Source organism: Mycobacterium riyadhense, from assembly GCF_963853645.1.
Taxonomy (GTDB): domain Bacteria; phylum Actinomycetota; class Actinomycetes; order Mycobacteriales; family Mycobacteriaceae; genus Mycobacterium; species Mycobacterium riyadhense.
Map to the genome: position 1 here is coordinate 575,344 of NZ_OY970456.1, position 11,573 is coordinate 586,916.

Sequence of the window (11,573 nt, forward strand, 5' to 3'; positions counted from 1 at the left end):
CTACGGCCCGTGACTGGCCTGCGAACATTGGGAGCGCTCTTGGACGTGGTACTCGGGGTTTCCGGCGACGTTCGCGCTCCTCACCAATACAGCGTGCTGCGTCGGCCCGTCCTACTGATCGGTCGCGGACTGGCGGTAGTCGCCATCGGTGCGGCGGTGGTGCTGGGGATTGTGCCGGCGATCGGTAACCGTGCGACTGCCGCTTTGCGGCCAAGCTCCACCGAAAGCCGGTTCGTCGCATCGACTGTGCAGGCGCCAACTCAAGTGGCCACTCCGTCGAGCCACAGCCCTGGCGCGGGTGGTTCTGTTGGCGGATACCGGCGTTGCGCATATCAGCCGGCACCGGCGTTGTATATGTGTTGGTGGCAGTCGGCATGACGACGTCTTGACTTTCGCACCCTCGCTCGAGCGGGGGCCCGTGCGGTCCTTGCCACCAAGCTGGTGACTGGCCAGCTTCATACGGTCTACCTAGCCCCGGCATAGCTTGACCGGCGACTATTGAAACCGGGCTTTCCCTCCGCCCAGACCGTGGCCGTACGCAAGACCTTGGGAGGGGTTTTGGACGTCGTACTCGGGGTTTCGATGGCGCCCTCGTCGGTCCGGATGGCGTTGATCGAGGGCGAACACGGCGACGGCGCAATCATCGAAGAAGACAGCTTCCAGGTGGGGCGCGGGCGCGCCGCCGCCGGCGCATCCGACCAGGTGATCGCCGCGATCCTGGGTACCCGCGAAGGCGCGGCCGATGCTGGTCTTCGGGTGTCTTCCATCGGCGTGACCTGGACCGATCAGCTTCAGGCGACCGTGCTGCGCGACGCGCTAGCTGCTTACAAGATCGAGAACGTCATGCTGGTCTCCGCGTTTTTGGCTGCGGCTGCGCTGGGTCAGGCCGTCGGTGGTGCCGTTGGCTACGAGCACACTGCGGTGCTGTACATCGAGCCCGACAGCGCGACGCTGGCCGTGGTGGATACCGCTGACGGGTCGGTGAGTGACCTGCACCGCATGCTCCTGGCCGACGACGACGACGCGGCGCTGGCCGAACTGGTCGAGATGGTGTCGAGTGCCGAGTCGATGGATGCGCACCCGGACGGTGTTTACGTCGTGGGCTCCGGTGTCGACGTCCCTCTGATCAAGCCAGTGTTGGATCGGGCGACGGCACTGACGGTGAGTGTGCCCGAAGAGCACGAAATGGCGCTGGCGCGGGGCGCGGCACTGGCGGCGGGCAGCGCGCCGTTGTTTGTTTCGTCCACCGCCGCGCTGGCCTATGCGCAGGATGCCGAGTACCTCCGAGCCGCCGACACCCCGAACGAGGACAACCGCGCCTACGGCGCTGTGCCGGACGACGCCGACGCTGAAGCCGCTGGCTCCAGGCCGGGCCTGTTGATCGGCAGCGCGGTGGCGGTGGTCGCCATTGCCGCTGTCGTGGCGCTGGAGATCGCGTTGGCGCTCGGCATCCGTCCAACGGTCGGCTTAGCACCGGCTCCCAGCGAAAACCACTTCGTCGCCCCGACCCAGCAGGCGCCCGCGCCAACGCAGGAGGCGGCGCCGCCGCCGAAAATCGATGCGCCTGCGCTCAGTGGGCCACCTCCTGCAGTGAGCCCACATGTGCCGGCTCCAGCCGCGGCGGCTCCCGTCGCGCCGGCTCCCGCCGCACGGGCTCCCGCCGCACCGGTTCCCGCCGCACGGGCTCCCGCCGCACCGGTTCCGATACCCGCGCCAGCTCCCGCCGCGCCGGTACCGGTGCCGGAGGTGCCCCGTCCGGTTATCGTTCCGCCCCTGTTGCCGATCCTTGCGCCGCCGGTTCAGCTGCCCATTCCCGACACGTTGCTACGGCCGCCGGTGCCCCAGCCTCCGGTGCGGGTGCCGCAGCAGCAACCCAGGTTGCCCCAACCCCGTCCTAAGCTTCCGGCGTTACCACCACGCGTCACGCTCCCGGCTCCGAAGGCGCCGGTCCAGCAAGCTCCGCCGGGGCGCGGCCCATGGCCCAAGCCGGGCCGCGGCCCGGGTGCTGGTAGCCCTGGCGGCCGGGGCGGCGGTCATGGTGGTCCCTTCGGCGGTGGCCACGGCGGACTCTTCGGTGGTGGCGGCCACGGTGGGCCCTTCGGTGGTGGCGGCCATGGCGGTCCGTTCGGCGGCGGCCGCGGTGGGCCCTTCGGCGGTGGCTTCGGCGGCGGTGGAGGCCACGGACACAGATAGCCCGCGCGGGTAATGTGGTTCTACAAGGGTTGGGGACCCACGCAGTATGTATGGGGGAGTTTTGGACACCGTACTTGGTGTGTCAGTAGCGCCAACGGCCGTCCGGATGGTGCTGGTTGAAGGTGAGAACGGCGATGGTGCAACCGTCGATGAAGACAACTTTGCGCTGAACGCTGAAGCTGCCGAACCGGATGCCGTTACGGCCAACGCCGCCGAGCAGGTGATCTCTGCGATCCTGGGTACCAGGGAGGGCGCCGCCGAGGGCGGTTACCAGCTGGCGTCGACCGGTGTCACCTGGACAGACCCCATCCAGGCCGCCGCGCTTCGCGACGCGTTGGTCAACCGCAAGATCGAGAACGTCATGCTGGTCTCGGCGTTTCTGGCCGCGGCTGCGCTGGCTCAAGCGGTCGGCAATGCAACCAACTACGCCCACACAGCGCTGCTGTTCATCGAGCCTGACACCGCGACCTTGGCGGTGGTCGACAGCGCCGATGGTTCTATCGCCGACATTCATCGGCAGCCGCTGCCCGACGACGATGACGTCGCGGTGGCTCAGCTGACGGACATAGTCTCCGGTGTCGAGGAGCTGGAGACGCATCCAGACGCGGTGTTTCTCGTCGGCTCTGATGTCGACATCCCGTTGATCAAGCCAACGCTGGAAGCCGCGACCTCGCTTCCGGTGACTGCGCCCGAGGAGCCGGAAACGGCGTTAGCGCGCGGGGCGGCGCTGGCGTCGGCGAACACGCCGCTGTTCGTGTCCTCCACGGCGGCGCGGGCCTACGCGCAGGATCCGGGCACGGGTGGACTCGACCCATACACGCTTGACGCCGCCTACTTCGAGGACGTCGCCGACGCCGTGGATACCGGCGACGGTGCGCTGGCGTACAGCGCCGTCCCAGATTCTGTCGATCATCGCCAGGCCGATCGGCACGAACGGAAGTCTTTCGCCCTAATCGGTAGCGTGCTGGCGTCGATCTTCGTCATTGGAGTGGCGGCACTGGTCGCGGCGCTGGCGATCAGTATCCGGTCAACGTCCGGTGTCCGGCCTGATCCAGGCCATAACGTCGTCGCCCCCACTCCGCCGGCGCTCGAAGCTCCCGCTCCTGCTCCGCAAGCTCCGGCACCAGTCCCCCAAGCTCCGGCGCCAGTTCCTCAGGCTCCGGCGCCAGTTCCTCAGGCTCCGGCGCCGGTGCCCCAGGCTCCTGCGCCGGTGCCTCAGGCCCCAGCCCCGATGCCGGTGGCTCCCGCACCGGTACCTGTTCCGGCGCCTGCTGCACCCGCCCCCGGTCCGGTGCCCATTCCGATTCCCGTTCAGATACCGGGGCCCCCGATCATCGGTCCGCAGTTGCCGTTCGACCCCCCTGGTAGGGGCGGGGGCGGGGGCGGGGGCCGCGGCGGTGGTAAGCCGCCTGGCATCGGCAAGTTCCCCGGTGGCGGCAAGCCTCCTGACATCGGCAAGTTGCCCGGCGGCGGAAAGTTCCCAGGCGGTAAGGGCGGCGGCGGTCGCGGCGGGTTCAACATCCCGGGGATCCCGGGCCTGTAAATTCGCCGAGTAGCCGTCATCTGCTGTTCAGCGTCGCGATGCAGTTCGCTCATCGCGGCCACCTACACACGGTGGTATGCGATGCACCGTATTCGGCACCGGCTACCTGGGTGCTACCCACGCCGTCGGCATGGCAGAGCTGGGACACGAGGTCGTCGGGGTCGATATCGACCCGGGCAAGGTAGCCAAGCTCGCCGGGGGCGATATTCCCTTCTACGAGCCCGGGTTGCGAAAGCTGTTGACTGACAACCTCGCAGCGGGACGATTGCGGTTCACCACCGACTACGACATGGCGGCCGAATTCGCCGATGTGCATTTCCTTGGAGTTGGCACGCCGCAAAAGAAAGGCGAATATGGCGCCGATCTGTGCCACGTCCACGCCGTCATCGATGCGCTGGTGCCGCGTCTGACCAGGGCATCGATCCTCGTCGGCAAGTCGACGGTCCCGGTAGGGACCGCGGCCGAGTTGGGCCGCCGTGCCAACGCGTTGGCACCCAACGGAATCGACGTCGAAGTTGCCTGGAATCCGGAGTTCCTCCGCGAGGGCTTCGCGGTGCGCGACACCCTCAATCCGGATCGCATTGTGCTTGGGGTGCAAGATGATTCGACTCGCGCCGAGGCAGCCGTGCGCGAGCTGTACGGCCCGCTGCTGGACTCGGGTGTGCCCTTCCTGGTGACCGACCTGCAGACCGCGGAGTTGGTCAAGGTTTCCGCGAATGCCTTTCTGGCGACCAAGATCTCATTCATCAACGCGGTTTCGGAGGTATGCGAGGCGGCGGGTGCCGATGTCAGTCTGTTAGCCGACGCGCTGGGCTACGACACCCGTATCGGACGCCAATGCCTCAACGCGGGCTTGGGTTTCGGTGGCGGCTGCCTGCCTAAGGACATCCGGGCGTTCATGGCCCGCGCCGGCGAACTGGGAGCCGATCAGGCGCTGACGTTCCTGCGCGAAGTAGACAGCATCAACATGCGCCGGCGCACCCGGATGGTCGAACTCGCCACCGTCGCATGCGGCGGTTCGCTGCTGGGGGCCAATATCGCAGTGCTGGGCGCGGCGTTCAAACCCGAATCCGATGATGTACGGGACTCACCTGCGCTCAATGTCGCGGGCCAGCTGCAGCTCAACGGCGCCGCGGTCAACGTGTACGACCCGAAAGCCCTAGAGAACGCCAACCGCCTATTCCCCACGCTGAACTACGCGGTGTCGGTCGCGGAGGCCTGCGAGCGCGCGGATGCCGTGCTGGTGCTTACTGAATGGCGGGAGTTCGTCGACCTCGACCCCGACGACTTGGCCGACCGGGTGCGGGCCCGCGTCATCGTCGACGGCCGCAATTGCCTGGATGTTGTTCGCTGGCAGCAAGCCGGGTGGCGGCTATTCCGGCTGGGTTCGCGCCGCCCGTAGCTGGCGCGATGCCGTCACGGGCCGCGGCAAGTTACGGGTTCGAGCGTGGGCGCGGTGAGTGTCGTCGCCCCGGATCAGTTGCCCTCCAGGCACTGCCTCCAGCCACCGCAAGTATTCGCGATTACCCTGCACGTCCAGGCGGCGCCAGAGCACCGGGTTGTCCCGGGACTGGGAGGCGTGACAGTTAATGGCGGCGCGCTGTTGCGTGCGATCGACCTCAATCACGACGTCGAGGCCATCGTGATCGCGTCCCCCGAACGCAGCGCCAAACTCGGCATTGAGCCGATCAGCGACCGGCTGGGGCAGTGCCCAAGCCAAGACGGGGATCCCGGATGCCGCACCCGCGGCGACGGCTGCCTCGGTGGCGCGCCGGTGGTCGGGGTGGCCGGTGATGCCATTGTCGTCGAACGCGATTAGCACGTCTGCCCCGGCGAGGCTGTCCAACACACGCTGGGTCAGCTCGTCCAGCGGTACCTGGGCCAGGCCGCCATCCGGGTAGGCCAGCAGTTGCACGTGCTCGACGCCGAGGACCTCCGCCGCCGCGGCAAGTTCAGCGCCGCGCAGCGCGCCGAGGTTTCGCTCGGTCTGGCCAAGCGTGGAGGCCTCCCCATGGGTGAAGCACAGTACCCGTACCTGTGTTCCCTGCGCGCCGAAACCACCCAGGACTGCCCCGAGCCCGAAGGATTCGTCGTCCGGGTGGGCGATCACGGCAAGCACCTCGCGCGCGCGAGGCAAATGAGCAGCCATCGCTAGCCTCGTGTTCATGGGAGGACCATCCGCCGCGTATTATGTAGTTCCAATGAACAATGGAATTATATTCCAATGAATTTTGGAGAAGCAAGATGACCGGGCCAGCCGATCGCAAAGCGGCACTATTGGAGCAGATCGCCCGGGTGGGCAAGGCGCTAGGTAACGGGCGGCGGTTGCAGATCCTCGACTTGCTCGCCCAGGGTGAGCGCACGGTCGAGGCCATCGCGACCGCTACGGGGATGAACCTGACCACAGCGTCGGCGAATCTGCAGGCGCTGAAGAGTGGCGGGCTGGTCACGGCCCGTCGTGACGGGACCCGGCAGTATTACCGCCTTGCAGGGGAAGACGTGGCAAGGTTGTTTGCGCTGGTGCAAACCGTCGCCGACGAACATCTGGCGGACGTGGCCATGGCGGCCGCGGACGTGCTTGGCTCCCCAGAAGATGCGATCACGAGCGAGGAACTGGTGCGCCGGCGCGACGCGGGCGACGTCACGCTCGTCGACGTGCGACCGCACGAGGAGTACCAGGCAGGTCATATCCCGGGCGCCATCAACATCCCGTTAGCCGAGCTTGCCGAACGGCTCGCCGAACTACCGGCCGACCGCGACATCGTCGCCTATTGCCGTGGCGCCTTCTGCGTTATGGCGCCGGACGCTGTCCGTATTGCTCGCAAGGCGGGCCGGGGAGTGAAGCGACTCGACAACGGAATGCTCGAATGGCGTTTGGCTGGACTGCCGGTTGACGAGGGTGCAGCGGTCGGGAGCTAATCGCGCGTTCGGTGCTTTCGCACGCGAAGCCCGGGGATGAGCATGGGCACACGGGTGCGGTACTGCTGGTATTCATCGCCCAGTGCGCGGCCCAGGTCGTGCTCTTCGATTGGCAAGACGACCAAGATGTAGGCAGTCGTCGTTACGGCGAACAGCAGATGCCCAGCGCTCATCGACGGTGTTGCCCAGAAGGCCACTATGAAACCCAGCATGAGCGGGTGTCGCACCAGCCGATAGAGCATCGTGGCGCGGAATTCCAGGTCTGTGTAGGACTGTTCTCGCCAAGCCAGATAGACCTGTCGCAGCCCGAACAGGTCGAAATGGTTGATCATGAACGTCGATGTGAGCACGACGAGCCATCCGAGCCAGAACAGCGCGTGCAGGGCAAGCTTCCCGGGCGGCCAGCTGACATTCCAGACGATCGCAGGCATCGTCCGCCACTGCCAAAACAGAAGAAACAACAACAGGCTCGACAACAGCACGTAAGTGCTGCGCTCGATGGCAGCGGGTACCAGCCGTGTCCACCGTCGCTTGAAACCCGGTCTTGCCATCACGCTGTGCTGCAGCGCGAACGCTGAGAGCAGAAGAACGTTGACCGCAACCGCCTCGGCGGTGGATGCGGCGATGCCGTTGTCGATGGTGCGCGGCACGACCATGTTCCCGACGAAACCGATGGAGTAGAGGAAGGCCGCCAGGAAGGTCATGTAACAGATCGCGCCGTATCCGACTATGAGTGACCGGTTCATGTTGCCTCCTGGTCTGGTTCACTATAGTCCACTAATCTATAATTCCATAGAATAATTGTGACAAGTCTGGCGGCCGGCCGACCACCTAACAATCCGCGGGTGAGAATGTGAGGCAACTGTTGTCCGACGGACAGTCGGAGCTAGCCGATGCGCAGTACGAACACTGGCAGGACACCTACCTAGCACATCCGGACATGTACGGGTCCGGCCCGTCAGAGCCGGCGGTGTACGCGGCCAGTGTGTTCGAGGCCGAGGGCGTCGCGCGGGTACTCGAATTAGCGGCCGGGCATGGCCGTGACGCCCTCTTTTTCGCTCATCGGGGCTTCACAGTGGTGGCCACCGACTTCAGCGACGTGGCGATCGCACAGATGGGCCGAACGGCCCAGGCTCAAGGCGTGGCCGCGCGGGTGCATGCAATGGTGCATGACATGCGCAATCCGCTGCCCCTGCGGAGCGGCTCCATTGACGGCGCTTTTGCGCACATGGCGTTGTGTATGGCGCTGTCCACCAGTGAAATTCGGACAATAGTCGACGAGGTCGGTCGGGTGTTGAAGCCAGGCGGAAAGTTCATCTACACCGTTCGGCACACCGGCGATGCGCATTACCGAACCGGGCATTGCCACGGTGACGACATCTTCGAGTGCGGTGGCTTTGCCGTGCACTTCTTCAGCCGCGAATTAGTGGAGAGCCTGGCTGCCGATTGGATACTCGACGACGTGCAGGCTTTCGAAGAAGGTGAGCTCCCTCGGCGGCTATGGCGCGTCACCGCGACCAAACGCGACTAGACCTCGACTAGACCAGGCTGCGTTGCGGCGTAAGCCGCAGTTGTGCACCATGTTTGGGGACGGTGGTGATATTTCGCACCAAGGGTCTCTCGCCCTTCTGGGGTCCCGCAGCACTGACAGCGAACTGCCGAAAGATCTCTTGCAGGATGACTACCCCCTCGGTGAGCGCGAATCCGAAACCGAGGCAGCGGCGCACGCCTCCACCGAATGGGAGCCAGGTGTTGGGCGCCACGCTGCCGTCGAGAAACCGGTCGGGACGGAACTCGGTGGGGTCAGGGTGTGATGCCGCGTTCGCATGGGCCAGCAGGATCGACGTGTTGACCACCGTCCCCGCGGGCAATCGCCAGCCGCCGATCTCTGTTGGAGCAGTGACTTTCCTTGCAGTAGAAGCGATTACCGTATGCCGGCGCATCCCCTCTTTGAGGACCGCCTCCAGGAACCCGTCATCACCGGCTACGGCCGCAGATGCGACCTGGTCTTGGATGTCGGGTGCCTGGGCAAGTTCCCATAGCGTCCAGGACAGGGCCGCGGCGGTTGTTTCATGGCCGGCCAGTAACAGGGTGATGAGTTGATCGCGGAGCTCGGCATCGGTCAAGGGCGCTGTGGACGTGTCCTTGGTTTGCAGAAGTCGGGACAACACGTCTGTGCGGGTGTTCAGGTCGGAAACACTGCGACGGGAGGCGATTTCGCGGTAGAGGATGGTGTCGATTTTGCGCTGGCCGTCGAAGAAGCGCTTCCACGGGTTCACGCGTTTAAGCCACGGGTACCGAATGCCCGCGAAGATCGCGGGACGAATGTTGATGATGTCCTGCAGGCGACTGGTCAACTCGGCCTTGACATTTGGGTCGGTGACGCCGAAAACGACGCGCAGGATGACGTCGAGGGTGAGTGCATTCATGCAGTCAAGGCTGTTGATGCTGGCATCGATAGACCATCGCGTGATGTGCTCACGGGCAACGGAGGCGATCATGTCGCGGTATCCATGCAGCGCGGCCCGGGTGAATGCGGGCATCAGCAGCGAGCGCATGCGCGCATGCTCGGCTTCGTCGGTCGTCAGCACCGAGTGCTCGCCCATGACGAGACCAAGGATCTGATTGCCTTCGCCTCCGTGGAGCAACTTCGGATCGGCCGCAAAAATCTCCTTGATGTGTTCGGGGCGGGTGTAGACCACGAGGTTGTCGGCATACGGGGGCACCCGTAACGAGAACACGTCTCCGTACTTGCGGTGCATCGCAGGCAGGAATCGTTCCCGAAACTTCAGATACAGCACGCTTTGCACGTAACGGGGTAGCCGCGGCCCGGGTGGCAGCGCCGCGGTCACCGTGCCGACCCGTCGAACTCGAAGCGGGCGACGTCGGCCGAGCGTTCATTTGCCACGATCGCCTCCAATCTGATAAACAAATGTTTGATGTAAACGATTGTTTATCACGATAGGATGCATCGGTGCAACAGGGACGCAGCAACCGCGACAAGCTGCTGGATGGCGCCCTCGTTTGCCTACGGGAACGCGGCTATGGCAACACCAGCTCCCGCGACATCGCTCGCGCCGCAGGGGTGAATGTCGCGTCGATCAACTATCACTTCGGCAGCAAGGACGCGCTGCTCGACGATGCGTTGGGCCGGTGCTTTTCAACCTGGAACCACCGCGTGCAGGAGGCATTCGATCAGTCCGCGGCTACCGGTCCGTCCGGGCAGATCCGGGCGGTGTTGGAAGCCACCGTCGATTCGTTCGAGGAGATCCGGCCCGCGGTCTATGCGTGTGTTGAGGCGTACGCGCCGGCGCTGCGCTCGGAGGCTCTCCGCGAGCGCCTAGCTGCCGGCTACGCCGACGTCCGCCAACGTTCGGTCGATCTGGCTCGCGCGGCTCTCCGGGGCACCGACGTGGAGCCACCCGAAAACTTGCCCGTCATCGTCTCGGTACTGATGGCTGTCATCGATGGCCTGATGATTCAGTGGATTGCCAACCCGTCTGCCACCCCGCGGTCGGCCGAGGTTCTTGAAGCACTCGCCGCCATCGGCGCAGTCGTTACGTCGCCGTTGCGCTGAGCCAGACGGTGGACGGATGGTCCGGCCGGCGCTCAATACCGATATTGCTGAAGCCGACGAGGCGAAGCCACTCCAAAGTGTGATCGAGGGTGGGCACGCGATAGATCGATGGGTCGAAACGCGTGGGGAGCGGTTGGTCGGTGGATAGTGAGGTCAAGACGAGTCGACCGCCGGGCCGCAGTGTTCTATGTATGTCGGACAGGCTGGCGCTGGGATCGGGCCAGAAGTAAAAGTTGTGCACGCTGATGACCTTGTCGACGCTGCGGTCGGCGATCGGCAGAGTTGTTCCGTCCCCGCGATACAGCGAGATAAGTCCAGTCGCAATGTATTTCGCATTCCGGCGAGCGGCGATTGTCATCATGGTGTCGGAGACTTCCACGCCGATCACCTCTGCGCCGACAGCGGCGAGTAGACCAAGGGTTCGGCCGGGGCCGAAGCCGATTTCGCAGATTCGCTCACCGGGCGCCGGTTCGAGAAGTTCGACAGCTATGCGATTGACGCCGGCCGTCTCCATTGGCCAAATCCGTCCCAGCAGCCGACCGAATGCGCCGCTTGGCCGGGCCGCCTGACTCGACAAGTACCTCCGAATCGAACGGCTAGTCTTCATCAGCTGCGCAGGTGGCTCGAACAACAATCTCGGCCAGTGTCGCGGCCACCGTGTTGTCGTCGGTCACGCCTGGCCGGGTGATGGACCAAGGCCCTGGAGACGGATCGAAGTGACGGTGCACGGCCCACAACGCGCAGAGCTCGACGATGGTGCGTGCGACCACCGGCGCCGGCCCGGGCAACCGCAGCTGGCCGGTACCCTCCCGGCTTAGTAGGTAGGTTTGGACGGCATCAACCTGGGCATCGCGGCCGGTGCCGAACCAAACCCGGGCCAGGTCGGGTAGCTCAGTCGCACAACGGTCCACCAGCTTGAGTGCGATTCGGTGCCGGGCAAGTCGGCCGTAGAGGTCGGTGACGATACCGGCGAGTTCGGCTCGCCCGTCCGCAGCTGTCGCATTGGGGGGCAATGCTTGTTGCAACGCCTGTGTGAGCCTCATGTCGGCGACCTCGCTGGTGAGTCGTTGCGAAACCAAAGCTGCGATCTCGCCGTCGTCGGGAGCCGCCACCGGCAGATCGGTCGGTGGCGGCACAGGTACATGAGCGTCGCCGTAGCGCACGGCCGCCGCGAACAGCGCAGCCTTACCCTGTGCGTAGCCGTACAGCGTGCCCTTCGCCAGGGCGAGCGCGTTGGCCACGTCCTGCATCTGGGTGCGCCGGTAACCGTGGGTGATGAACACCCGCGCCGAGGCAGCGATGACCGCCGGGAACCGATCTGCCGGGATCGTGCGGGCCACG

10 protein-coding genes and 1 pseudogene are annotated in these 11,573 nt (G+C 65.3%); 6 read left to right on the plus strand and 5 right to left on the minus strand.

Features of this window, described 5'->3' with window-relative positions:
• Nucleotides 1-528 precede the first annotated feature (528 nt).
• From AADZ78_RS02510 to AADZ78_RS02520, 3 genes are all read left to right on the plus strand, one after another.
• Nucleotides 529-2,193, plus strand: a complete 1,665-nt coding sequence (locus AADZ78_RS02510) for a DUF7159 family protein (protein ID WP_341343628.1) — start codon at nucleotides 529-531, stop codon at nucleotides 2,191-2,193.
• Nucleotides 2,194-2,254: 61 nt separating this feature from the next.
• On the plus strand, nucleotides 2,255-3,736 hold the full coding sequence (locus AADZ78_RS02515) for a DUF7159 family protein (protein WP_420873337.1): 1,482 nt from the start codon (nucleotides 2,255-2,257) through the stop codon (nucleotides 3,734-3,736).
• Between the two features lie 76 nt (nucleotides 3,737-3,812).
• Entirely contained in the window at nucleotides 3,813-5,138 is a 1,326-nt protein-coding gene (locus AADZ78_RS02520; RefSeq protein ID WP_085248462.1) for a UDP-glucose dehydrogenase family protein, read from the plus strand.
• A 99-nt stretch (nucleotides 5,139-5,237) separates the two neighbouring features.
• Here the strand turns inward: AADZ78_RS02520 and AADZ78_RS02525 are convergent.
• Nucleotides 5,238-5,885 (minus strand): annotated as a pseudogene (locus AADZ78_RS02525) (PIG-L family deacetylase); the annotation flags it as partial.
• Nucleotides 5,886-5,980: 95 nt separating this feature from the next.
• Between AADZ78_RS02525 and AADZ78_RS02530 the strand changes: the two are divergent.
• Complete coding sequence (locus AADZ78_RS02530) at nucleotides 5,981-6,655, plus strand: ArsR/SmtB family transcription factor (RefSeq protein ID WP_085248458.1); 675 nt, start codon at nucleotides 5,981-5,983, stop codon at nucleotides 6,653-6,655.
• Here AADZ78_RS02530 and mddA read toward each other — a convergent pair.
• On the minus strand, nucleotides 6,652-7,401 hold the full coding sequence (mddA, locus tag AADZ78_RS02535) for a methanethiol S-methyltransferase (protein ID WP_085248456.1): 750 nt from the start codon (nucleotides 7,399-7,401) through the stop codon (nucleotides 6,652-6,654). The genes AADZ78_RS02530 and mddA overlap by 4 nt on opposite strands.
• Before the next feature lie 107 nt (nucleotides 7,402-7,508).
• Between mddA and AADZ78_RS02540 the strand changes: the two genes are divergently transcribed.
• The gene (locus AADZ78_RS02540; protein WP_239655275.1) at nucleotides 7,509-8,186 is read left to right on the plus strand and encodes a class I SAM-dependent methyltransferase; all 678 of its coding nucleotides are present in this window, start codon (nucleotides 7,509-7,511) and stop codon (nucleotides 8,184-8,186) included.
• Between the two features lie 7 nt (nucleotides 8,187-8,193).
• Here AADZ78_RS02540 and AADZ78_RS02545 read toward each other — a convergent pair whose 3' ends face one another.
• The gene (locus tag AADZ78_RS02545) at nucleotides 8,194-9,507 is read right to left on the minus strand and encodes a cytochrome P450 (RefSeq protein ID WP_085248448.1); all 1,314 of its coding nucleotides are present in this window, start codon (nucleotides 9,505-9,507) and stop codon (nucleotides 8,194-8,196) included.
• A 122-nt stretch (nucleotides 9,508-9,629) separates the two neighbouring features.
• Here AADZ78_RS02545 and AADZ78_RS02550 point away from each other — a divergent pair, with 122 nt between their 5' ends.
• Nucleotides 9,630-10,232 (plus strand): TetR/AcrR family transcriptional regulator, encoded by a 603-nt coding sequence (locus AADZ78_RS02550; RefSeq protein ID WP_085248446.1) that lies wholly within the window; start codon nucleotides 9,630-9,632, stop codon nucleotides 10,230-10,232.
• Here the strand turns inward: AADZ78_RS02550 and AADZ78_RS02555 are convergent.
• Nucleotides 10,213-10,839, minus strand: coding sequence for a class I SAM-dependent methyltransferase (locus tag AADZ78_RS02555; protein WP_085248444.1), 627 nt, complete (start codon nucleotides 10,837-10,839; stop codon nucleotides 10,213-10,215). The genes AADZ78_RS02550 and AADZ78_RS02555 overlap by 20 nt on opposite strands.
• Nucleotides 10,829-11,572, minus strand: coding sequence for a TetR/AcrR family transcriptional regulator (locus AADZ78_RS02560; protein WP_085248498.1), 744 nt, complete (start codon nucleotides 11,570-11,572; stop codon nucleotides 10,829-10,831). Before AADZ78_RS02560 ends, AADZ78_RS02555 begins: the two co-directional genes overlap by 11 nt.
• Nucleotide 11,573 lies beyond the last annotated feature (1 nt).

Excerpts from the sequence above, each read along its gene's own strand:
- AADZ78_RS02520 (WP_085248462.1), top strand. The coding sequence starts at position 3,813 with ATGCGATGCACCGTATTCGGCACCGGCTACCTGGGTGCTACCCACGCC.
- AADZ78_RS02530 (WP_085248458.1), top strand. The coding sequence starts at position 5,981 with ATGACCGGGCCAGCCGATCGCAAAGCGGCACTATTGGAGCAGATCGCC.
- mddA (WP_085248456.1), bottom strand. The coding sequence starts at position 7,401 with ATGAACCGGTCACTCATAGTCGGATACGGCGCGATCTGTTACATGACC.
- AADZ78_RS02555 (WP_085248444.1), bottom strand. The coding sequence starts at position 10,839 with ATGAAGACTAGCCGTTCGATTCGGAGGTACTTGTCGAGTCAGGCGGCC.